The 23,876-nt window shown below is 42.6% G+C and carries 22 protein-coding genes and 1 riboswitch; of the genes, 4 read left to right on the forward strand and 18 right to left on the reverse strand.

What is annotated here, in order from left to right; all coding sequences use genetic code 11:
• The first annotated feature begins 306 nt into the window (after nt 1-306).
• Nucleotides 307-792: a C39 family peptidase gene (locus NFS43_RS12610; protein WP_251552029.1), complete on the forward strand. Its 486-nt coding sequence runs from the start codon at nt 307-309 to the stop codon at nt 790-792.
• Nucleotides 793-860: 68 nt separating this feature from the next.
• Here the strand turns inward: NFS43_RS12610 and NFS43_RS12615 are convergent, their stop codons facing one another.
• Both NFS43_RS12615 and NFS43_RS12620 read right to left on the reverse strand, forming a co-directional pair.
• A complete protein-coding gene (locus tag NFS43_RS12615) occupies nt 861-1,358 on the reverse strand; it encodes a hypothetical protein (protein WP_251552030.1) in 498 nt (165 codons plus the stop codon).
• 238 nt (nt 1,359-1,596) lie between these two features.
• On the reverse strand, nt 1,597-1,779 hold the full coding sequence (locus tag NFS43_RS12620; RefSeq protein ID WP_277613941.1) for a DUF3896 family protein: 183 nt from the start codon (nt 1,777-1,779) through the stop codon (nt 1,597-1,599).
• Nucleotides 1,780-2,024: 245 nt separating this feature from the next.
• On the opposite strand from NFS43_RS12620, the gene NFS43_RS12625 reads away from it, so the two are divergent.
• Entirely contained in the window at nt 2,025-2,201 is a 177-nt protein-coding gene (locus tag NFS43_RS12625; RefSeq protein ID WP_251552031.1) for a hypothetical protein, read from the forward strand.
• An 89-nt stretch (nt 2,202-2,290) separates the two neighbouring features.
• Here the strand turns inward: NFS43_RS12625 and NFS43_RS12630 are convergent, their stop codons facing one another.
• The 11 genes from NFS43_RS12630 to NFS43_RS12680 all read right to left on the reverse strand — a co-directional run bounded on the left by NFS43_RS12630 (nt 2,291) and on the right by NFS43_RS12680 (nt 13,584).
• Nucleotides 2,291-3,742 (reverse strand): amidohydrolase, encoded by a 1,452-nt coding sequence (locus NFS43_RS12630; RefSeq protein WP_251552032.1) that lies wholly within the window; start codon nt 3,740-3,742, stop codon nt 2,291-2,293.
• A 12-nt stretch (nt 3,743-3,754) separates the two neighbouring features.
• Complete coding sequence (locus tag NFS43_RS12635; protein WP_251552033.1) at nt 3,755-4,450, reverse strand: small-conductance mechanosensitive channel; 696 nt, start codon at nt 4,448-4,450, stop codon at nt 3,755-3,757.
• A gap of 19 nt (nt 4,451-4,469) precedes the next feature.
• A complete protein-coding gene (locus tag NFS43_RS12640) occupies nt 4,470-5,177 on the reverse strand; it encodes a DUF5058 family protein (RefSeq protein WP_251552034.1) in 708 nt (235 codons plus the stop codon).
• Nucleotides 5,178-5,428: 251 nt separating this feature from the next.
• On the reverse strand, nt 5,429-6,772 hold the full coding sequence (locus tag NFS43_RS12645) for an MFS transporter (protein ID WP_251552035.1): 1,344 nt from the start codon (nt 6,770-6,772) through the stop codon (nt 5,429-5,431).
• Nucleotides 6,773-6,901: 129 nt separating this feature from the next.
• A complete protein-coding gene (locus tag NFS43_RS12650) occupies nt 6,902-7,297 on the reverse strand; it encodes a Zn-ribbon domain-containing OB-fold protein (protein ID WP_251552036.1) in 396 nt (131 codons plus the stop codon).
• Between the two features lie 2 nt (nt 7,298-7,299).
• Nucleotides 7,300-8,445 carry an acetyl-CoA acetyltransferase gene (locus NFS43_RS12655; protein WP_251552037.1) on the reverse strand — a complete coding sequence of 382 codons (1,146 nt, stop codon included), beginning with the start codon at nt 8,443-8,445 and terminating at the stop codon, nt 7,300-7,302.
• Nucleotides 8,438-8,899, reverse strand: coding sequence for an MFS transporter (locus NFS43_RS12660; RefSeq protein WP_251552038.1), 462 nt, complete (start codon nt 8,897-8,899; stop codon nt 8,438-8,440). The genes NFS43_RS12655 and NFS43_RS12660 overlap by 8 nt, the downstream gene beginning before the upstream one ends.
• 277 nt (nt 8,900-9,176) lie before the next feature.
• Nucleotides 9,177-10,730, reverse strand: coding sequence for a class I adenylate-forming enzyme family protein (locus NFS43_RS12665; RefSeq protein ID WP_251552039.1), 1,554 nt, complete (start codon nt 10,728-10,730; stop codon nt 9,177-9,179).
• A gap of 143 nt (nt 10,731-10,873) precedes the next feature.
• The gene (locus tag NFS43_RS12670; protein ID WP_251552040.1) at nt 10,874-12,043 is read right to left on the reverse strand and encodes an acyl-CoA dehydrogenase family protein; all 1,170 of its coding nucleotides are present in this window, start codon (nt 12,041-12,043) and stop codon (nt 10,874-10,876) included.
• 86 nt (nt 12,044-12,129) lie between these two features.
• Nucleotides 12,130-12,603, reverse strand: coding sequence for a hypothetical protein (locus NFS43_RS12675; protein WP_251552041.1), 474 nt, complete (start codon nt 12,601-12,603; stop codon nt 12,130-12,132).
• 15 nt (nt 12,604-12,618) lie between these two features.
• Nucleotides 12,619-13,584, reverse strand: coding sequence for a ribonucleotide-diphosphate reductase subunit beta (locus NFS43_RS12680; protein WP_251552042.1), 966 nt, complete (start codon nt 13,582-13,584; stop codon nt 12,619-12,621).
• 136 nt (nt 13,585-13,720) lie between these two features.
• On the opposite strand from NFS43_RS12680, the gene NFS43_RS12685 reads away from it, so the two are divergent.
• Nucleotides 13,721-14,659: a LysR family transcriptional regulator gene (locus tag NFS43_RS12685; protein WP_251552043.1), complete on the forward strand. Its 939-nt coding sequence runs from the start codon at nt 13,721-13,723 to the stop codon at nt 14,657-14,659.
• Between the two features lie 105 nt (nt 14,660-14,764).
• On the opposite strand, the gene NFS43_RS12690 is transcribed toward NFS43_RS12685, so the two are convergent.
• From NFS43_RS12690 to NFS43_RS12705, 4 genes are all read right to left on the reverse strand, one after another.
• The gene (locus tag NFS43_RS12690; protein ID WP_251552044.1) at nt 14,765-15,715 is read right to left on the reverse strand and encodes a ribose-phosphate diphosphokinase; all 951 of its coding nucleotides are present in this window, start codon (nt 15,713-15,715) and stop codon (nt 14,765-14,767) included.
• A 203-nt stretch (nt 15,716-15,918) separates the two neighbouring features.
• Nucleotides 15,919-16,893 carry an NAD(P)H-dependent flavin oxidoreductase gene (locus tag NFS43_RS12695; protein ID WP_251552045.1) on the reverse strand — a complete coding sequence of 325 codons (975 nt, stop codon included), beginning with the start codon at nt 16,891-16,893 and terminating at the stop codon, nt 15,919-15,921.
• Nucleotides 16,894-17,146: 253 nt separating this feature from the next.
• Complete coding sequence (locus tag NFS43_RS12700) at nt 17,147-18,613, reverse strand: protein adenylyltransferase SelO (RefSeq protein ID WP_251552046.1); 1,467 nt, start codon at nt 18,611-18,613, stop codon at nt 17,147-17,149.
• 105 nt (nt 18,614-18,718) lie between these two features.
• Entirely contained in the window at nt 18,719-19,096 is a 378-nt protein-coding gene (locus NFS43_RS12705; RefSeq protein ID WP_251552047.1) for a hypothetical protein, read from the reverse strand.
• 361 nt (nt 19,097-19,457) lie between these two features.
• Here NFS43_RS12705 and dacB point away from each other — a divergent pair, with 361 nt between their 5' ends.
• On the forward strand, nt 19,458-22,280 hold the full coding sequence (dacB, locus tag NFS43_RS12710; RefSeq protein ID WP_251552048.1) for a D-alanyl-D-alanine carboxypeptidase/D-alanyl-D-alanine endopeptidase: 2,823 nt from the start codon (nt 19,458-19,460) through the stop codon (nt 22,278-22,280).
• 78 nt (nt 22,281-22,358) lie between these two features.
• On the opposite strand, the gene NFS43_RS12715 is transcribed toward dacB, so the two are convergent.
• Nucleotides 22,359-23,654, reverse strand: coding sequence for an NCS2 family permease (locus NFS43_RS12715; protein ID WP_251552049.1), 1,296 nt, complete (start codon nt 23,652-23,654; stop codon nt 22,359-22,361).
• A gap of 84 nt (nt 23,655-23,738) precedes the next feature.
• A riboswitch (purine riboswitch) is annotated at nt 23,739-23,840 on the reverse strand.
• Nucleotides 23,841-23,876: the final 36 nt, after the last annotated feature.

Genomic DNA, 23,876 nt, shown 5'->3' on the forward strand with positions numbered 1-23,876 from the left:
CGGGGCCTTTTCACCAATAAAATGGAAAAGCACCTACCCAACCTATTGAATTTTCATAGAACTTTTGACACTACCAATTTTGAATCTTTACTAGATTTTACCATAACTATGGTTTTCACGACTATTATTCTTATACTATAGCTTATGCCAATTCTTTTGATAGAAAACAATATAAATTTGCAGCGTTATTTGGTAGAATTGATTATTGCAAGAATATTAAAAATGATAAAAATGATTCCCTTTTATGAAAGTATAGTCATATAAATCGAGGCTTTTCTTTTATAGAATGATTGGAGGTATGTTCCTATGAGATTAAATGTGCCATTGATATGCCAAAGGCCAGAATTGCCGACAGGCTGTGAAATTACGGCTGTAACCATGATGTTGCAGTATAAAGGGGCCCAAGTGGATAAGTTGACGCTGGCAGATGCGATGCCAAGAGATCCCGAAAATCCTGAATGGGGCTATGTAGGAGATCCGTTTACAGACGATGGCTGGACGGTTTATCCAGCTGCTTTATTGGACTTAGTGAAAACTTACGCCGGAAGTTCAGTAAATTTAACCGGCATGAGCAATCAAGAACTAGAAAAACATTTAGCCCGCAACAAACCAATTGTCGTATGGGTTGGACCAATCCATGGGTTTACTGTTCACGCATTAGTCCTGACCGGATTTGACGAAGAACATTACCACTACAATGATTGCTGGACAAACGAAAAAAACGTAAAAATCAGCAAAACCCAGTTTAACCAAATTTGGCAAAACCAAAACAAACGGGCCATATCTTATTAATGGGGACAGTCCCCCAGCCTATTAGCACGGTGAAGCAGCTGGGGACAGTCCCCGCTCCACTAAAGCGTTTACTCCTGCTGCTTCCAATGCTGGTAAATCCAATCTTTAAATAGTGTGTTTAATGTGGATTTTTTCTGGTTTTTTAACCATTCTGCTTGGTCGATTGGCAGTTTTATTTTGAGCCGAATTTCTTCATCTGGCATTTCTACTTTTCTTATGTCCTCCAAGGTGATGCCTTGTTCTATTGCAGGAAACCACGAATCGTTTTCGTTGACTCTGTCAAAGCCTTCATATTCTTGCAAATTGTCTATTTCACAGTATAAATTGAGCTGCGGCAATCCTCCTGCCAGCATCTTCATGTGCATAATGGAATTGTATATTCTGCCGTCTTCTAGTTCAATTTCCAGTATAAGGTTGTCAATGGCTTTATATTTATTAACTGTAACCTCACTTACAATTAAATCCATTTCTAAAGTAAATCCTGAACTGGACTCAAAAATATAAATCGCACTATTAAATACGTGTATACTCTCACCATCAATTTTTACCGATTTTACTCGTGCCATAACCGTTTGCTCCCCCATACAACCAGTATCCCTCGCCATTGTGACGATAAAAGGATGGTTTATTCTATAACGAAAAATGATATCTAATTAAATAGTATCTTGATTAGCCGCACTAGACAACAATAACGCTACAGAAAATGATCATGGGAAGCATAAAAAAGCCGGAGGAACCAATCCACCGGTAATCACCTGCTTCAAAGCAGCAATATATATAATGTGCCCCCAACAGTGCAATTCATTAGAGAACCTCAAACCCGCGCTCATAATGGTTCATTTCTGTTAATTCAATAATATATTCATAGTTATAAATCGTTTTTTTAATATTGACTTTCTCGTCTAATGATAGGCTAGGATCCTCTAATTTCTGTAATAAATCAAGTTTCATTCCTTCTAAAACTTTTTTCACCTCTTGGTATTCCATCTCCAACCCCACTCCTTATCAAGAAGAATTATGAATTAAGCTAAAAAACGTATTCATTTTGTTAAAGTTGTAATCGCTTTCTTTATACTTATATTATAATCACGGAATGGCCGGCTGTTTGCTGATTATGTTGCAATTTTGTGAAACCTAGTTCTCCCCTGTCCTTTTTCAACCTAATTCTGGTAACTTTTGTCACTGAAAATGCGGTTTTAGTCTCTTATAGTTTTTATAGGAGGTGTTTAGTGGTGAAGGTTAGTTATCCCTTGAAAGACATTGTGGATATAAAGGTGATTAAAGAAGAGCTGAAGCCATTTGGCGGCCGTTGTGCCAAAGTGGTGGATGCGAGTTTGGAGTATCAAATTAAGGAAGAAAACGAACTCGCTGCTTATGAATTATTAAAACAACACGGTTATGTCAAATAATTTGGTAAAAGAAAGGATGAAATCATGGTGATTCCATCCTTTCTTTAGTATCTATGCCACACTGGTATGGAATAATTGTGGAAACTTTCCTATTTCATTTCCTTCACTTTCACTGGCACTGGGGGCTTTAAGTCCTCCGGCAATGGTGAGATATATTCTCCTTTCTGTTTAATCTCATTTATAAATTCTTCGTTTGCTTTGGTTATCAAGTCAGCATCTAGCATTAATTCTACAACACTTAAACCTAGTATCTTTGCAGCTGACAGCATTCCTTTTTGACCAATAGAAGAGCCAACTGCCACTACATTTTGCCATGAATGCCCCGGAGTGCCAATCGGCGCACAGGCCGTTGTGAATTGCGCAGTCGGGACATTCCATGAAACATCAGCGACGTCCGTGGAACCTGACATTGACTTACCTTCATCAAACGGTTCCACCACCTCCTCATGTAATAATTGCTCTATTAACTTGCTTGAAGCACCAGAAGTTTTTACTACCAATTCCTTCATCCCGGGATCAAATGAATCGGTTAACTCCTTCGCCAGTTTCATATCTTGTTGATCGAAGTCAGGTGCTCCAACCTTTTTCATATTATTCAATAAAACCTCTCCCAAAATCTTATTCGGCAGCATCTCATAACAGCCTGTAATAAAATCAATATCATATTCCGTTCCAGTCATTAGAGCTGCCCCTTTGGCAATATTAATTAATTTATCATAGGTTTCTTCCACCTCTGACCGATGGGGAGCCCGTATGTAATACCATATTTGCGCCTTATCAGGTACCACATTCGGCCCGCCTCCCCCATTTGTAATGGTGGAGTGAATCCGAATCGGGTCTATTAAATGCTCACGTAAAAAATTAACCCCAATATCCATTAACTGAACCGCCTTAAGCGCACTTCTGCCCGCCTCCGGATTAGCAGCTGCATGAGACGATTTTCCATAGAAATTGAATTTCACAGAGTTCATCGCTAAAGAACTGCTTGACCAGATTGTGTTCACTGAACCTGGATGCCAGGTTAAACATATATCCGCATCGTCAAATATTCCTTCTCTAGCCATAAAAACTTTTCCAACAAGGGTTTCCTCTGCAGGACAGCCGTAAAACTTAATCGTTCCGGGTATTCCTTCCTTCTCCAGCCATTCCTTTGCTGCAATCGCTCCTCCAGCAGCAGCGACCCCGTAAATATTATGCCCACACCCATGTCCGCTTCCCTCCGGAATAATAGGTTTTTTCTCTGGAACCAGTTTTTGAGAAAGCCCTGGTAAGGCATCATATTCACCTAATATACCAATTACCGGCTTACCTGTTCCCCAGGAAGCAACAAATGCGGTAGGCATATCGGCAACACCCATTTCAATAGTAAACCCCGCCTTTGCCAGCTGTTCTGCGAGCAATTTTGAGGACTGGTATTCTTCCAGCCCCAGCTCGGCATAATTCCAAATATCTGTTGACCATTTGATTAAATCTGCTGCGTGCTCCTCCACCCAAGTTGTTACGAGATCATTGACTTTTACAGTTTCCATAAAATTTGCCATTTTCTCATCTCCTTAATTTTCCTGAACTGAAATTTCCTCTGCCAGCATTCTTTTAGATTGCTGGTATTTTTCATAAAGAAACGTTAAGGCAATGGTGATGCTGACGCATACCATCACTTTAATAAAGCTGGGAATCGGTAATAGTGTAATGAGAATCCCCATGAAAACTCCGATGATACCATAAACAGGACGCTTCATCGCAAATTGAATAGTGACTCCGCCAAAAATAGCGGGCAGGACAAATTGAAAAGCGGTTTGTACAGCTGGAGGCAAAAACGCCACTAAAATAGCTCCCCCCAGAACGATAGGAATTAACACCGTGATATGAACTAAAGAAGCTCCGGCAATGCCAAGCGTTGCAGCCAGTTCGGCCTTTTTGGAACCAGGCTCAGCATTGACTGCATTTTGAGCCGCAGCTGAACAAGGAAGGCACATATTTGAGATGTTTCCAACAAGGAAGCTCATATATGTTCCCGAAATTCCTAAACTAGGAAAATATGAAACCGGCTCTAAAATCCACATCACGCCAACAAAAGCGGCAACTCCGGCAAAAGCGGCAAGGATCACTCCCCAGCCTGGATGATAGCCGAGCACAAACGATAAATAGAGCGGCGGAATTATCGTTGCTGCGACTACAGCCCAAAGTGTCAGCCTCCCCCAAAAATGGGCTTTTCCATGAAATGCAGTTAAATCATGGTTTTGATTCATCCGATCAGCTCCCTTCCGTTTAAAAAATCGTTGTCAAATACCCAAAGGACATCCCAACTATCAGGGTAATTCCTAAAGCCCATTCTTTTAACCAGCCGATGCTGCGGCGTTCCGAAATCATCATGAGCACTGCCATTGTTACGGCTGAAACGATGAGAACCAAACTTGTACTGACACCTGTTACCATTTGGCCTGCAACAAAGTATCCAAAAGCTCCCATCATGGCTGCTGTAGAAATTAGTGCCATCATTTTTGTATTTTTTGCTGCTATCTTTTGCTGAACCTTTCCTAATGATTTTGTGAAGAGCGCGGCTGACAGGAGCCATCCAAGTCCCCCTAAGCACATCGCCCATACGGCGGTGGTGAAAGCTTGCAAATTGTATCCATCTTTTCCAATTTCCACTCCGTATGCTTTTGCACCAATTCCTGCGGCGGTTAATTCATAAGCGGCCGATCCAATAATCCCAATCCTCATTAATGTTAATGGTGCACCAATTAATGTGATTAGTGAAACGGCAATGATTATAATCCCGAGTGATGGACCCAGTGCACTGATAATACCAGTGCGCAGCGCTTTGTTAACTTCGGCTTTGCTCATTTCGATTTGTGGTGCATTTCTCTTGACCAGCCGAATAAATACGGCTGCTTGGAAAAAGACGATTAACATAACAAACAGTGCAAACACCCACATCATTGGACTATTGGCGATTTCAAGAATTTGCTCCATTCACTCTCTTCACCTCTTCATTTTGTTTTTTTAAGCACAAGTCAAGCTTATTAGGTTTGGCAAAAACTGTAAATTATTTCGTCATATTTTCTTCCATACTTTTTTATCGTCCAATTTATCGATTGTCAAAGGATCTAACAAAATTATTCCAATTCCATGTTTACAAGATTTTACCTTGCCTCTGTCAGAGAAAGAGAAAAAAATAACCTTCACGAAGTGAAGGCAATTTATTGCGGATTATCAAATTGCGTTTACCCAATCATTTCAGGCGGCGGTACAGTTTCTTCGGACAGGCTCCGATTGAACCATGGACCTTTTGCGCTAAAGAGAAGAGGAATATAAACAAGGCCGCCAAGCGCACATACCCAGAGCCAGGTATCCCATCCAGAACCACTGCCTACTATTACTGGAGAAATCAACACTATTGCAATTGCCACGACCCGGATGATGAATCCCCAAAGACCCCATGCGGAAGCTTGAAGTGACGCTTTAATATCCTCTGCATTTTCTGAGAATAGCGCCATCCATGGACCATAAGCAATACCCATCAACCCGCCAAGCATTGCAGTGGCTATAATTAATTGTCCTTCTGCTATATCAGTTCCAACTAATGTAGCAAAATACATCATGTAGCCCAAAGACAAAATGGCTCCAATCAAAGAGATTATTTTTCGAAGGCGCAGTTTATCTGAAATCCATCCTGCAATAAGAAGCGTGAAGAGATTTAACGTCCAAAAATACTGGGCAATACTGGCAGCCTCTGCATTATCATAGCCAAAAGCCTGAACCAATAAGGTGGTGCCAAAGGATTGTATCGTTAGGTAGGTTAATAGAAATAGAGAAATTCCGATGCTTAAGGCCCATATCCTCGGGACACGCAGCATTTCCCCAGACTTTTGTTTCTGTTCTTTTTTAACATTTTGAACCACTTTATTGACATTTTCCACCTGGTCCAAATTTGAAATAACATGAGATCTCAGCTCTGGTGAAAGATCGCGAATATTAAATAGAATGAGGATCGAAGAAACTAAGGCAATCACACCCTGTATGATAAATTGCGATTCCCATGTAAGAAAAATCGGAAGTGTCCATGCCGCCAGCGCATTGGCAAAGAAGTTAGAACCGACCGGGCCGAATGTCCAAAACCCATATGCCAGCGCCCGGCCCATACGAGGGGAAAAATCCCGGACAAGCCCTGCAGTGGTACTAATTGAAACCCCCTCCACTAATCCCAAGAGGACACGAACCATAAGCAATCCCATTACCGTATCGACCGTCGACATTAAAAATACGCAAATAGCGGTTAAAAATAAGCTTGGTACTAAGAACCGGACCCGTCCATGCCGGTCAGCGATTGGGCCGAAAATTACCGCAGATATGGCCGCCGCAATAATTGATGCGCAAGAGATAAGACCGTATTCCGTCAGCGTCATTTTTAGTCCGTCTAAAAGCATAGGTACGACCGGTGAGATTTGAGCTTCATAAGCAGCGATAAAATTGGCAAGAATGACAATAAATAACAACCAGACTCGTCGGCCGCCAATTGGATAGGTCTTCAATTCTTCTTTTTCATAAAATAACCGTGATTTTGCCATACAACAGCCTCCTTTATTCTTAAAAAAAGGATATTATAAAAAAATAGTTACCTGTATTTACCGATCACCTCTAACTGCTAGCGACTCGTGAATACGCTTACATTTTTTTAAAAAACGATATCGAACCGATCAAACTGGTTCGAAATATGGCAGAGTCAACTCCTCATCCAGCCTTTCAAAGATTACTTTTACCCGTTGTTCTACCGAAGGATTTTTAGAACCCGCTTTTAATCTTGTCATCATCCGAACACCCTCATCGAGTTCTACGATGGCGACCACGAAAGGCAGCTGTTCCTTAAATGGGCCAAATGCATGATGGACAACGGTAAAGGAATAGATCTTTCCAGTTCCTCCTGACTGTACCCAGGTGATTTCCTCTGAAAAACAATCAGGACAAATCGACCGCGGATAAAAGATATGCTGGTGACAATCATTGCAGCGCTGAATCCATAATTCCTCATTTCGTAAACCTTCCCAATACTTTAAGGAATCCCCATCCAGAACCGGCCTTGGCACAACTGTCATGCTTAATCCCTCCCTAATATGACGGTGGAGCTTGAGGATAAAACTCCTCCAGTCCCGTGAACTAAGGCAAGTTTGGCGTCTTGAAGCTGACGCTCGCCGCATTCACCCCGCAGCTGTCTGGCAGCTTCTATAAGCAGGAATATCCCATACATTCCCGGATGGCAGTAGGATAGTCCCCCTCCATTCGTATTCATGGGAAAATCGCCACCAGGTGCAGTGCGGCCGCCGCTTACAAATTCACCGCTTTCTCCAGGCTTGCAAAATCCTAACGCTTCCAAGGATAACAATACTGTAATCGTAAAAGAATCATAGATTTCGACAACATCCAAGTCATCATGGGTAATACCCGCCATTCGAAATGCCTGTTGACCCGACTCCCGGGCACCAGTTATGGTCAAGTCTGGCATATTTGTAATTGTATTATGTGTATGTGTTTCCCCATGTCCTAGAATCCATACCGGCGGTTTTTTTGCATTTTCAGCGGCCTTTGCCGATGCCACAACTACAGCACCTCCGCCATCTGTGACCAAACAGCAATCCAGCAGATGCAAAGGTTCACAAATCCACCTGGAATCCAGTACATCCTGAATCGAAATCGGTTCCCGCTTCATAGCCTTTTGATTCATTGCTGCCCAGCTTCTTGCGGCCACCGCCACTTCTGCCAGCTGCTCGGATGTGGTTCCATATTGATGCATGTGTCTCATTGCTGCGAGAGCATAGGCACCGACCGGGGTCGGCAGCCCAAATGGCCTTTCAAATTGATCCGTCAAGCGAACCGCTGTTTCCTGAGGCCTGTATGGATTTGAACGCTGGGTGCTGCCGTACGTAATCAGAGCAACATCGAATAATCCCGCCCTGATTCCCGCCGCGGCGTGTGCCACATGCGACTCAAAGGAGGAACCCCCGATATTGGTTCCATCCGTATATTTCGGCTGTATACCTAAGTACTCAGCCAGCATCATATTGGGGGCCCACGACCAGTTGCCCGCTGTAAAAATGGCGTCAACATCATCTTTGGCAAATCCAGCATCATCCAAAGCTAGTTTGGCAGCCTTTGCTTGCAATTGCAGGACCGATTTATTGGGTACAATGCCCAGGTCCGATTCGGCAACACCGACAATTGCCGCCACTCGCTCATGTTTAACCATTGCCTTCACCTCTCTTATGGCAGATCATCACAGTTTGTTTTTCTTGAGGATAGAATCTTGACCAGCGAACCCATCCCAAATAAAAAGCAAGAAATAACAGAATTAACACACTGGAAAACAAAAATGGCGCCCCTGCATAGTAGGCAAAAAACCAGCTGGCGATCAAGGGACCTATCGTACGACCAAGGCTATTGGCTGTTTGTTGATAGCCAAACCCTCTACCTTGGACATTTTTAGACATTCGTAAAGAAATTGCTGTAGACAGCATAGGAACGACAAAACCCCGACAGCATGCCAATAAAACAAGTGATCCAAAAGCAAGAACCATAAAGTTTGAAAATCCCAGCATTAGATAGCCTGCTGCCCCGAAACCAAGACCTGTAATAATCGTCCCTGTCTCCCCGAAACGCGAGTTGATTTTGGATAACAGGGTCATTTTGACAAGTGCACCCATGCCCCCATTTACCGCAAATGCCTAACCCGTCATGGCCTGTGTCGAGTTTAAATGGTCAACAATAAAATAGGCAAGGGTAGAAGTTATGCTTGAATCTGATAAGGAAAATACAATGGTCCCCAACATATAGGGCAATATGCCCGCATGAAAAAACGTTTGTCTCCATGTCTGAAATGAAAAACTTTTTGATGGTTCCCGGCCTAAAGTGAATTGATTGATCGTTTTTGTTTCTTTCGGAAGGAGCCAAAGAGCAATTCATGCGGATTTCTCAATCAGCCTATCTATTTGATGGCTGCCCAGCAGCATTATAATCTCGCAATCTAGTTTTTAAAATTTTTCCGACCCCGTTCCTCGGCAGCGAATCAATGAAAACAATATTTCTGGGTGACTTATTTTTTGCGATATGGGCTTGGCAATACTGAATCAAATCTTGTTCAGAAATATTAATGTCCGGTTTCTTTACGACGAACGCAAGGACTTCCTCGCCCATCCGATCATCTGGCACACCAATGACGGCCGTTTCTAACACTGCCGGGTGAGCGGAAAGCAATTCTTCAATGTCACGGGGATAAATGTTGAACCCGCCTCGGATAATCAGGTCTTTTTTTCGATCAACAATATACAAGTACCCTTCCTCATCCACTTTTGCCATGTCACCCGTATAGAGCCAGCCGTTTTTAAGGACGCGGGCCGTTTCTTGTTCGTTTTCAAAATATCCTGGAGTGACATTATCTCCACGGACAATCAATTCGCCTACTTCCCCAACCGGTACCTCTCTGTCATTCACGTCGACAATCCGAATTTCTACACCTTCAATTGGCATACCTACTGACCCTTTTTTATAAGGCATTCCATCACGATAGCCTGATACAGCCGGTGAAGCTTCCGATAAGCCGTACCCATCGTACACTTCTACATTAAATTTTTCTTTGAAGGCCAACCTGACTGCATCCGGCAATGCTGCGGAACCTGACCCTAATTTTTCTAAGCTGGAAAGATCATATTTATCCGCATTAGGATGATGCAGCATAGCATAAACCATAGCTGGAACAACTGAGAAATATGGCACTTTATAGGTTTCAATCGCAGCGAAAACTTTCTCTGAATCAAATTTGGAGAAGACAACAATCGAAGATCCTCGTAAATACAGCACATTGGAAACTGTTAAACCAAATACATGTGCTAATGGAAGGACGCCAATGGTTGTGATACGATCTGGATTCGTGTTAGATGCAAGTGAAGCGGCGGCATTCGAATAAAGGTTCTTATGTGTGAGAATGACTCCTTTAGGCTTGCCGGTTGTTCCAGAGGTGAAAAGAATGACGGCCGGATCATTTTCCGTTAACTCCTCAATAACCGGACTTTCGTTTTCTTCACTTTGCTCCATTAGTTCTTTTAAGTATATTGCATCTGAATCCTCACAATGGCCACTGACCAAAATGAAAGGTTTATCATTTATAAGCTGAACACTTTCCTTTATTTTCGGCAGGATTTCAGAAGAAGTAATAACCGCCTTTGCACGAGATGCTTTGATAATGTATTCAATTTCATGAGCATGCAATAAGTACATCACTGGGACAATAATGGCCCCTGCACGTGTAATGCCTTGATAGGAAAACAAAACCTCAGGGCAATTGGGCATACAGACGAGAACTCGGTCCCCTTGCTCGATACCTAGTTTTTTCAAGCTGCATGCAATCTGATTGGCATGCTTTAAGGCATCTAAATTACTATAAGTCTGGTCGCCATAATATATAAATGAGTATTCTCCATATTTCTTTATATTTTCATCTAATAAGTCCTTAATGAGTGCGATAACAATCCCCCCCAATCAATTTACATAGGATTTGACAAAATAGATTGATCAACAGCAGGTGGTAATTTATGAAGCTGTATTACTTGTGCTGTCTTAAATCGATTCCGTTACATTCCCTAGCCAATTGGCTGTATGCAGATGGGTTTCGAAAAGCATCATTAATCCAGCAATTCACCGACTTTAACGTTACCGCGGATTAAGTTCCGCGCGATAATAAATCGTTGGATTTCGTCTGTTCCTTCAAAGATCCGCCACAATCTCATTTCCCGATACCAGCGTTCAATCGGCAATTCTTTCGTATATCCCATTCCCCCATGAATCTGCAGCACCCTGTCGACAACTCGATTGGCCATATTAGAACCATAAAGTTTTGCCATCGAAGCAGCATGGCGATTATCTTGACCCTTTTCTTGAAGCCACGCAGCACGCATAACCAGCCATTTTGTCGCTTCAATTTCCACTCCTGAATCGGCAATCATCCACTGGATGGCCTGACGGTCAGCGATTGGCTTGCCAAAGGTGACTCGGGTCTTGGCATGATCAATACCCATTTGCAGGAGCCGTTCAGACGCCCCAATTGCCCGGGCAGGAATCAGCCAGCGGCCTTGCCCAATCCATTGCATTCCCAGGTTGAAGCCTCCGCCAATTTCACCCAGAATATTTTCTTCTGGGACATGGACATCTTCAAATACCAGTGAGGCAGGTCCCCATTCCCCCATCGTATGGATGTATTCAGACCGCCAGCCCATATCACGATCCACCAGGAAGCAAGTAACACCGCCTCTTGCGCCTTTTTCTTTATCAGTAACGGCAAATACCATGGCAAAGTCAGCTTCGTTTCCGTTCGTGATAAAAATTTTCTCGCCATTTAAAACCCATTCGCTGCCTTTTTTGACAGCCGTCATCTTGATGTTCCCGGCATCTGAGCCGGCAGAAGGCTCGCTTAGGGCGAAGCAGGATCTTCTTTCTCCATTAATGACCGGTATCAGGTACCTTTGTTCCTGGTCTTCGTTGCAGTAATAAAGGATATTGTCGGCAGATCCGCCGAAGTTGAACGGGACAAAGGTGCGGCCAAGTTCTATTGAGATAAGTGCTGTCATGACGGGGCCCAGGTCTGCTCCACCGTATTCTTCGGGTGTGTTAATACCCCAAAAACCTAAATCTTTTGCTTTTTGGCGGATTCTTTTGATATCCTCCGCATTCATGCCCGGCCTGCCCTCTCGTTCATTTTTCAATACTTCCTGTTCGTAAGGCATTAATTCTTTTTTTACGAAATCTCTTACGGTGCGCTGAATCATTTTCTGTTCGTCATTTAATGTGAAATCCATCTCCTATCCCTCTTTTCTAATCATTTTTTAGCTTTAGCAAAAATGGTAAACGCTTACATTTTTCGCCTGTAACAAAACAAATAGGACTAAACCTTTGATGCCTGATCAATAAGTTCAAACTCTGTTGGAACCCGTATACCGCATCGCAGCAGCTCTACAAAATAATAAATGCTTCTAAAAAATTCATGAAGATTGCCCTGGACGAGCCTGATCCGCCGATACATCATGTTTTGCGTCAACTCCCGATTTCCGGCAATAATCTCGTACCAGTCTTCTTCTGTCCCAGCCAGAATAAAATCAGCCGTTCCCCGATCAGATGATGTTCCTGAATAGGCCTGAACGACGCTACCTTGAACAATATCAAAATACCCATATTGGTCGTCTTCGGGATTTTGTTTTTTTAAAACTAATCCAAGCCTGATATCCAGCGTTTTCTTACGCTCTTCAATCCAATTCCAGTAATTCTCATCCACTTTTTCCTTCCGTTCAGGACTAGGTCCCTTAAGGGTTTCCTTCATAAACTGGTCCACCCAGGTTTCACTGAACAATAAATTTCCCATCAAGTCGCCTCCTTATCAGCCGCCAGCCGCTGCTTCCGGCACGATCGAATCCATTAGCTCTTGTATCTTTTTTGGAATCGCCAGCCCTATCATGTGGAATTTTTTCTGCAAATTCCGGATCATCGTAGTTCGAATTGTGTCACGTTCCAAGCCAAGGGGTGAATAGTCAATCGCTTGGGTATACGTATTGCTCATTGCCAGCATGGTGTTGACGGTGTCATACACAACTGGAACAAGCGACGGATCATCATGAATCAATTCACTCAATAATTTCATGCCAAATTGAACGTGGCGGGATTCGTCTCGAGTGGTTGCGATAAATCCTTTATGAAAAGCGGGCAGGACATTATTTTCCTTACAGAAGCTTAAGGTGATTTTCATAACACTTAATGCCAATACCCCTTCAATCCACATTTGGTAATTCGTCAGCGCTGAAACCAGCAATTTCCGGTCATCTGGATTTAACCGAATTTGATCCACCAGATAGGCCAAGAACCCAAAGGAGCCAATAAAGGTTTCACTCATAAAATCAAACGATTTGTCTAAAGTTTCCATCATATTTTCCGCCTCAATGCCAATGGCTTCGCGGTAAAAACGATCAAAAAAAACCGTATGTCTTGCCTCATCCTCCAAATGGCTTGCCAAAAAAATCTTATGCTCATCAGCCGGCACAGCAGAAATGATCGGGATCACATCCACTGCTACCTGCCGCTCACCATGATGAAACCCGGTCGCAATGCTTAAAAAAGATTTCCGCTGGTCTTCCGTGAGTTTCTCGTTCCAATCAATGCGGTCCTGGGTGAAATCTAATTCTTGAACATTCCAACGCAGCTGTTCATATTTTTTGTATAAATCTAACGCATAGTTTTTATCAAGCTTGCGTATTCCCTCATGAATGTAGTCAATCACATGATTGACATGGAAATCCTCATGTAAGGAATCAATGCTGACCTGATCAATGTTTTTAAAGGCTTCTGACAAGAACAACCCCCCTCAACACACCTGAAATATTTTTTATAATATTTTGATAGTTCTGAATCAATTTTACAAAATTGGAAATTACTTGTAAAATAACTATTAATCATGCGATTATGATAAAAAGTCATGGAGGGTGGACATGAACATAGATCAGTTAAAATATATGGTTGAAGTAGCCAAAACCAAATCGATCACCATTGCTTCGCAAAACTATTATGTATCACAGTCCGGGATCAGCCGCTCAATTGCCGCTTTGGAAAAAGAACTGGGAATGAAACTATTTAAACGTCTGCGTTCAGGGGTAGAGCCTACCAATGAAGGAAAAGTCCTGATTGAAAAAGCGGAGGAAATTGTGATTAAAATTCAAGAGTTTGAAGAGTTAGTGCAGAAAATGGCGAAGGAAATAAATAGTATTTTAAAAGTATCTGCCGTGCCAGGTTTATTTAACTCGGTCCTTCTTGACTCTGTTAAGTCCTTCATTAAAGAGCATCCCAACATAAAAATAGAAATCGACGAGAATCCAACCGAAGCCATTATTGAAGGAGTCAACCAGGAGAAAATCGATATCGGCTTTATTCATGTCTATCAAGGCATAGACAACAAATATGAAAGCTTTGAGAATCTTTCTTTTACGACCCTATTAACAACAAAATTATATGCCCTCGTCAGCCACACATCTCCTTTGGCGTCCCGCAGTCAAATATATCCAATCGATTTGCTTGATCAGCCTAATGTAATTTATAACAGCCAGTTCGTGCGAGAATTTTATCAAAGATTGGAATCAAAATATGGCAAACTCAATATATTGTTTGCTTCCAACAATAAGGATGTGATTCGGAAAACGGTTGAAGATGGCAGAGCGATTACCCTTGCCTTCGATTTAGCCGTAAAAAAAGAATTTGTTTTAAACACTATTATTAAGCCGATCCCCTTTGTGCTTAAGCATGGACAAGTCCAAATACCGATGGGGTATTTAGCTTGTAAAAAAGGGCTGTCAACAGAGGCAAAAAGCTTCCTAACGACCCTCATAAAAACGTTGGAGAAGGAAAATCAAAAATACGTTGACTTAGGCGTATAATAGAAGTTTGCAGAATATGAGCGGTCCCAATTCTCTCTAAAAAAATGGGGATGTCCAAAAAACGGACAGCCCCCAGCAGCAATCATTTCCATTCTGTAATAAATTTTATTCAAATAAAGGCGTTACAGCTTTTTCATTATGAATACGGTCAATCGCTTCTGCGAGCAATGGAGCAACCGATATCGTTTTGATTTTGTCGATCAGTTTTTCCTCAGGAATATCGATCGTATTGGTTACAACCAATTCTTTAATTGGTGAAGACTCAATTTTTTCGATTGACTGTGCGGTGAAAACGGCATGGGTGGCTCCAGCGTAAATTGATTTTGCTCCGCTTTCCGCCAATGCTTTTGCAGCAAAAGTTATCGATGTCCCTGTATCTATTAAATCATCAATAATGATAGCATTTTTCCCTGCAACATTCCCCACAACATCGATGGTTTCAGCCCCTTTTTCCTCAGGCTGCCTTTTATCGATTAGGGCAATAGGAGCATTCAAGAGATTGCCCATTTTCCGGGCTCTGCCCATGCTGCCATTATGTGCAGCCACGACAACAAGGTCGTCTAGTCCTTTTGTTTCAAAAAATTGTGCGAGAATTGGCACACCAACTAAATGATCGACAGGTATGTCAAAAAATCCCTGCATTTGTGGAGCATGAAGATCCATGGTTAGAATCCTATTAGCTCCGGTAACCTCTAAAAGATTGGCTACTAATTTTGCGGTAATCGGCTCACGTGAACGAGCTTTACGGTCTTGCCGTGCATAGGAGAAATACGGGATGATGATGTTGATTTTCCCTGCTGAAGCCCGTTTCAAAGCATCAATCATAATCAAGAGCTCCATAATGCTTTCATTCACAGGATAGGAGGTAGATTGAACCACATAAACCTCCATGCCGCGAACACTTTCTTCAATCGTTATCTGAAGTTCTCCATCACTAAATTTTGATACAGAACATTTACCTAACTCACAGCCCAAAAGAACTGCAATTTCTGCTGCCAGCTTTTGATTGGTTTTTAGCGCAAACAATTTAAAATTATTTCTCAATTGGTATGACACTTTATTTCCTCCATATGATATTGCTCTTTTTTTAAACTTTACTAACTATTTTACTATATTAATCACTACAGTGGTAATGTATTATATTTTATCATTATTTATTTAGGTTTGGTAGAAGTGCTGTGTAGATAAAGTCTTCCAATCAGCAAGCTTGTTCTATAAATAACAACAACCGCTCCTTTTAGGAAACGGCTGTTGTTCGTTTATGCAAATACTTGACTGGCTCTCACTAGGTCATTTCTTGCGGCAATATACTCTTGGTGGAGTTTATCTACATAGGCGGCAGTGCTGGTAATTTCGTATATGGCGCCAATGCCTTGACCGCTTCCCCAAATATCCTTCCAAGCTTTTGCCTTCCCATCTCCGCCAAAATTCATTTTGGATGGATCACTTTCTGGCAGCGCATTTGGATCCAAGCCTGCCGCCCGGATGGACGGGGCAAGATAGTTGCCGTGAACTCCCGTGAAAAGGTTGCTGTAGACAATGTCATCTGAAGTGCTGTCCACAATTGCTTGCTTATACTCATCAACCGCCCTTGCCTCATGGGTGGCAATAAATGGCGAGCCAATATAGGCAAGGTCAGCACCCATGGCTTGTGCAGCAAGAATCGCTTTACCGGTTGCAATCGAACCAGACAACGCAAGCGCACCATCAAACCACTGGCGGATTTCCTGTACTAACGCAAACGGGCTTTTGCTGCCGGCATGGCCGCCGGCACCTGCTGCAACGGCAATTAATCCATCCGCCCCTTTTTCGATTGCCTTATGGGCAAATTTGTTATTAATAACGTCATGGAAAACAAATCCCCCATAGCTGTGTGCGGCGACATTGACTTCTTCTCTTGCCCCTAATGATGTAATAATAATGGGAACTTTATATTTCACGCATAATTCCATGTCATGCTCAAGGCGGTCGTTTGATTTGTGGACAATCTGATTTATTGCAAACGGCGCCGCTGGGTGTTCCGGGTTCTGGGCGTTATATGCAGCAAGTTCTTCAGTTATCTCAGCCAGCCACTCATCTAACTGCGAAACGGGTCTTGCATTGAGTGCCGGCATAGAACCAACAATGCCTGCCTTGCATTGCTCAATTACCAGCTTGGGGTTACTGATGATAAAAAGCGGAGACCCAATGACAGGAATCCTCAAGTTCCTGAGGATTGACGGAATATTTGACATACGACTTTTCCTCCATTCATAAAATAGCGCTTACAAATTGTTTCTTTGATACTCTTTTTCTACTATAATTCTTTACTAAAAATTACCACATTTTTCAGATAATAGTCAATTGATTTTGAATTTTTAAAAACTGATACATGTTTTTGGACAGGGAGAATGGAGGTAAAAGGCGAAGGGCAATCTTTTGATGATTGCCCTTCGCAATTTGCCATCCGGTTGTGGAAAATTCCTTTCAAATATCCTTGCCTAAGCTTCAGGTGCCGCAAAAGGTTTGGTATGGGATCTTCGATGGTGCCGGAGGTTTACAATATTCATTTTGTTCACCAGTGTACCCGTATGGTGAGGATAGCACGTTAAGCAGCCTTTCCATTACACGATAGTCGCCCTTCTCCGCTGCTTTCAGTGCTTCTTCTACTCGATGGTTTCGCGGGATAACAGCAGGATTTGATTTGCGCATCCATTCATGCGCAGATTCAATTGATTCTGGCTGCCTGCCGAGCCTTTCCTTCCATTGTTTATGCCACTGGGCAAATTCTGATATTCCGGTAAGGCCGGTTTCCTCCGGCTGATCAAGGGTTAAGCTGCGGAAGGTATTAGTAAAGTCCGCCTGGTTCTGCTTCATAAGCTGGAGAAGGTTTTCAATTAGGGCCTCATCTCCGGCTTCTTCATTCATGATTCCGAGTTTCGCTCTCATGCCTTTAAGCCAATTCTCTTGATAGACCTTCGAATAATCCGAAATCGCATCTTGGGCCAATTTTAAACCTTGTTCCTCATCGCTATGAAGAATGGGTATTAAGGCCTCGGCAAACCGAGCCAGATTCCACCCGCCAATATAAGGCTGGCTGCCATAGGCATAGCGGCCTTCACGGTCAATGGAACTGAATACCGTAGCCGGGTCATAGGTATCCATGAAGGCGCATGGGCCATAATCAATCGTTTCACCGCTTATGGCCATATTGTCGGTATTCATTACACCATGAATAAAGCCGGTCAATTGCCATTTTGCGATCAAATTTGCTTGGTGCTCAATGACTTGCTGGAGCAATGATAAATATGGATTCTCATTGGATTCAATCTCTGGATAATGTCGCTTGATCGAATAATCTGCGAGCTTCCGGAGGTCCTCTACTGTTCCCCAAGCCGCTGCAAATTGAAAAGTTCCTACTCGAATATGGCTGGCAGCCACACGGGTCAAAATGGCTCCTGGCAATGCTGTTTCCCGGTAGACCTGCTCGCCGGTATCCACCACTGCCAGACTTCGTGTTGTCGGTATGCCAAGTGCGTACATTGCTTCACTGATGATATATTCGCGCAGCATGGGCCCAAGGGCTGCCCGGCCATCGCCTCCCCGGGAATAGGGTGTTCTTCCTGAACCTTTGAGTTGTATATCAACCCGTTTTCCTTGAGGAGTAATATGTTCTCCGAGCAGCAGTGCCCGCCCGTCCCCTAACTTAGTAAAATGCCCGAATTGGTGTCCCGCATAGCTTTGAGCGATTGGTGATGCACCTTCGGGAATCTTGTTACCAGCAAAAACGAATACACCATTTTCACTTCGCAGTGCCTCAACATTAAGTCCCAGAGATTCTGCTAATGGTTCATTGAAGACAGCCAATTTTGGTGATCGGACGGGTGTCGGTTCTTGGCTGGTAAATAATAATTTTGGCAGCCCGTTGTAACTGTTGTCAAAGTTCCATCCTGGATTGTTTATTTCTTTTGACATTATATCTCCTTATTCTTTTGGCCTCATTAGCCATAGTTTTTCTTTTGATTAAAATAAATATCATCGTTATTTTTATTTCCATATTAACATATTGGATACCTGCTTTTAACTGGATTCATTTTCGTTTTGGATTTTCAAATGGGCAAAGGATTGGATCAGATTTTTCAATGTATAAAGTCTAGCGGTAAAAAGGTATAAGTCGCTGTAGTTATTTTTAACATATTCATCAATGTTGGTGATTCCTTTTTGTAACTGTGTAACCAGATAGTGCGTGTACTTTTCATCCCAGTCGTATTGGTTGATTCTCATCAATTCATCTGCAATGATTTGAAATTTAAAATCTTCTATCCAAAGCTTTATTTGATAGAGTTTATCGGGTTTGGCATGAATGCCGTTTTTGTTTTCAAAGCTTTTTAGGACAAATTGGTTAAAACTATTGATTTGTTCTGCTAGCATCATTGCTTTTTGCCTTTCAAAGTGCATTTCTCCCTCTCCTTTTAAAACATTTCTAAGAAGAGTGTATGTTTTAAGTCGAGGGTGTAATACAATCTATTGATTTTAATGAAGTAATAGAGTTCGCTAATGGTCCTTCATTCATGAGGACAAAATTAACTAAATTTGTTATGGGTTGTCGCCTTGAACTTTTACCAAGTTACAAACTCCCGATTACCTAAAATCCTCCTTTCTAATCTTTACTTAATATGGATAATTTTCCCTATCCTTCCAACATGTCGTTATATCAGTACTATTACTTCTCTACCATTTATTAAAAACTGGAAGGATTATACATGTAATAGTCGAAATAGTATATCTTTATCAAATAATAGACCAAAGGAGAGATTGAATGTACCGTTGGAAAGCTAAATGGACTGTTTTACTTTTGGCATGCATGATGATGATTGCTTCCGTTCAACCCGTAAGTGCCCAAACAACTGAAGAACATCTCAGTGAACTACTAAATGCCTATGCAGCACAGCTGGGCAGTGACGCAAACAGTGAAGGAATGTCTGTAGGATATGAGGTTTATTCACTTGATGATGATCAAACTCTCGCGGCATATCAATCCGAAAAAACATTTGTTCCGGCATCAACATTTAAACTCCTTGTGGCTGCAACAACCGTGAGCAAATGGCCAAAAGACATGACCATCCCGACAAAAGTCTTTCTGACTGGAAAGCTGAGCCAGAATGGGGTTCTCAACGGGGATATCATTTTAAAAGGCTACGGCGACCCTACGCTGACAGTTGACAAATTGGACACCATGGCCAATACTCTGTTTGATCAGGGCATACATAAAGTCAATGGCAACATTATTGTCGATGAAAGCTATTTTGACGACCAGCATTTAGGGGAAAACTGGATGTGGGACGACGAGAATTACTATTATAATATGGAAATGAGCGCCCTATCCATTCGAGAAAATGTGGTAGACATAACGGTTAAGCCAGGAACAGAGATTGGTGCACCTGCCAAGATTAGCTTTTCTTCGGCGCCTGATTTCTTCACAGTAGCCAGCACAGCAACAACGGTTGCGGGCAACAAAGCATCCTTGACCGTTGACAGAACGCTTGGAAAAAATGAAATAGCCGTGAGCGGAACGATTGGAAAAGATTACAACCCAAATGGCTATACTACAGTACGGACGGTTCATGACCCGGCCTCTTTCGCAGGCACCATCTTTAAAAATTTGCTTAAAGAGAAAGGCATTACATTTAAAAAGAAAGCTACTGTTGTGAAAGGCATTGCCAGTGACAAAGCTCGTCTGGCAGCCAGTGTGGAATCCCCCAAATTAGATGACATCTTAACCAAAATGTTGAAGGATAGCAATAATCTTTATGCCGAAATGCTGACAAAGCAATTAGGTGCAAAAGAAACCGGCACAGGATCAATCGCTGCAGGGGCACAAGTGATTAATCAATTCCTGAATGATTTAGGGTTGGAGGATGATTATATCCAAAAAGACGGTTCCGGTCTCACCCGTTTGGATCATATCTCCCCTCACGCCTTCACACAATTGCTGAACGGCATATATGACAGCCCGGCACGCGATCGGTTTCTATCGTTTCTGCCAATCGCAGGCGTTGACGGCACATTGAAAAGCCGGATGAAGGGCACTGCTGCTGAAGGCAAGGTAAAGGCGAAAACTGGCAGCATGAGCGGTGTCAACACGCTTGCCGGTTATGTCACAACGAAAGATGGGAAAACCTTTGCGTTCTCCATTATGTGCAATGGAATCTATAAAAGCGCCTATGCGACAAATTTGCAAAACCAAATCGCAATAGCTTTAGCCCAATATCCAGTATTGCCTGCACCGCCAGACATAGCGTCAAATCCCCAAAGCTACCCATTGGCAAAGGAATTTGACCCACTTATAGATGATCCTGCTTTTAAAGGACTGATTAAAGGTGCGGTAATCTATTCGGCCAAAAAACAAGAAATGCTGTATGCACGGAACCCGCAATCACTTTTAACACCAGGAGCGAGTGTCAAACTGTTAACCACCGCCAGTGCATTGGATAATCTTGGACAAAACTACCGCTTTAAAACAGAACTATATACAACAGGGACAATCACGGCTGGTGTGTTAAATGGAGATATTATTGTAAAAGGCTATGGAGACCCAACGATAGCCTCGGACCGCACTCGGCAAATATTAAATGGACCAACCCTAGAAGGAATGGGTCAAGATCTAAAAAATGCCGGCATCCATCTCGTGAAAGGAAACATCATTGTGGACAGCCAATTCTTTACGGAAGATGTATATGCACCTGGCTGGACATGGGACAATGAAAGTGAAGCATACCAGCCGCAAATTACAGCGCTGTCCGTTAATCACGGAACAGTCCGAGTCCATTTTGAACCTGGAAAAATTGGCAAGAGTGTACATTTTTCCATTGAGCCGAATATGGATGAGATAAAAATTGTGAATACAGCGGTCACAGGTGAAGCAAACTCTGAAAATACTTTCCAAATTAAAAGGGTTCGCAGTGAAAATACAATTGAAATCTCAGGATCCCTGCCAGCTGAAAGTGGAATAGGTTTTAAAGATGTTGCTGTAGAGGCTCCTCAGCTTTATGCAGGCAATGTTTTGAAAGATAAGCTAAAACAAGCAGGTGTGAATGTCAGTCCTCAAAGTGAGGTAGTGAGCGCAGCCAAACCAGCTGATGCGCGAATAGTCAAAACCTATGTGTCTGCTTCTCTCTCTGAAATTGTCAGCTATATGAATCACCAAAATGATAATTTTACGGCAGAAATGGTCCTTCGAACTTTGGGAACCCTGAACAATGGAATGGGAACCTTCGAAGCTGGAATCAATACGGTTCAAGCTACGATGAAACAAATCAGCTCCTCAGAGTTTGACATGATGGATGGATCGGGATGGACCACCTATACCCAAATTTCCGCAGCACAAGTAGCCGGCTTATTGGCTGCCGAAACGGGAAAGCCGACTTTTCAAGTATTCTATGATTCTTTGGCAAACAATGATCATTCACAACTAGTTGGAATACAAGAAAACCGGCCGGATATGCCAGGGCTCTCCGGGTATGTTAAAACAAAAGAGGGTGACCTGCTGGCCTTCTCCCTCATGCTTAACGGCTACAGCCCTGCCCCAAGCAAAGAGCTGGTTCAGAACGTTGAGCAGAAACTATTGGAATTGGCACAATAAAAAAACAGGGCGGTTCTCGTACTTCGGAACTGCCCTGTTTTTTTGAAGCACGATAGGATTCAAAAGAACCAGTATCGGTTAAATGACATAAGCAAAATAGCCAATAAAGATTATTCCTAGAATATACATGATGGGATGAACTTCTTTTGTCTTTTTCATCGCCATCATGCTGATGGGGTACAAAATGAACCCAAGCGCAATGCCGGTTGCCACACTATACGTTAATGGCATCATAATAATCGTGACAAAGCTTGGGATCACAATGGAAAAGTTACTCCAATTAATCCTGCTGATTTCTGTCGCCATCATGGCACCAACAATAATTAGAGCTGGAGCTGTAACCTCAGTAGTCACGATCGACAAAACTGGAGAGAAAAACAAAGAAATCGTAAAACAAGCTGCAATGACAATAGAAGTAAAGCCTGTCCGGCCCCCCACTCCTATGCCAGCAGACGACTCAACCATAGAGGCGGTCGTAGATGTTCCTAAAATGGCACCGACCACAGCTGCCAATGAATCTGCCAGCAAGGCCTTTCCCGCATTGGGAATCTCGTTGTTTTTCATAAGGCCTGCTTGGCTGGCAATGGCAATCAAAGCACCAGCTGTATCGAAAAAGGCAACAAACAAAAAGGTAAAAATAACTGCAAGTACCTTCGGAGAAAACACGTCATCTAAAGCACCAAAAACAGCACCAAAGCTTGGTTCAAGACTAGGGATATGACCAATAATCGCCTTAGGGGGTTCTATGATGCCAAAGAGGATACCGATAATGGTGGTGATGACCATCCCGTAGAATATGCCGCCTTTTACTCCCCTATTTAGAAAAATAATGGTAATGACAAATCCGACAATCGCCAGCAAGGTTGGTGCAGCTTTTAGGTTACCAATAGCCACAAAAGTAGACTCATTGGAAACGACAATTCCAGCATTTTTTAGCCCGATAAAAGCAACAAAGAAGCCGATTCCACCGGCAATCGCATGCTTTAAATCCCGGGGAATGACATTAATGATCTTTTCGCGGATTTTTAATAAGCTCAAAATCATAAATAATACGCCTGCGATAAAAACGCCTGCCAGGGCAGTCTGCCATGGAATATTCATCCCGATACAAACCGTAAAGGTAAAGAACGCATTCATCCCCATGCTGGGAGCGATCCCAATCGGATAGTTAGCGATCAGTCCGATTAATAAAGAACCAATGATGGCCGATAAGGCAGTCGCGGTAAATAATGCCCCTTTATCCATGCCAGTCTGGCTCAAGATGACGGGGTTCACAACCAAAATATAGGCCAATGATAAAAAGGTGGTGATCCCGGCAATACTTTCCTGTTTAAAAGACGTATTCCGTTCTGAAAATTGAAAGTAATTTTTCATATGAATTCCTCCGAATCTATTAAAAAATCCCCTGGCAAAAGCTGCCAGGGGATGTGTCTGCAAAGGACAAACAAACGTATGTATACGTCCAAAGATTGTCCTTGTAGACAGGCTATTTACGGCAGCCAGGTAGAGACGTTCAAGCCATATTCTTGAACTTATACAAGGTGAAAATTATATTAATATAATAAATGGTATATTAGCAGTGTAGCGGCAATGAGT

This window comes from Neobacillus muris (genome assembly GCF_943193175.1).
GTDB lineage: Bacteria > Bacillota > Bacilli > Bacillales > Cytobacillaceae > Neobacillus > Neobacillus muris.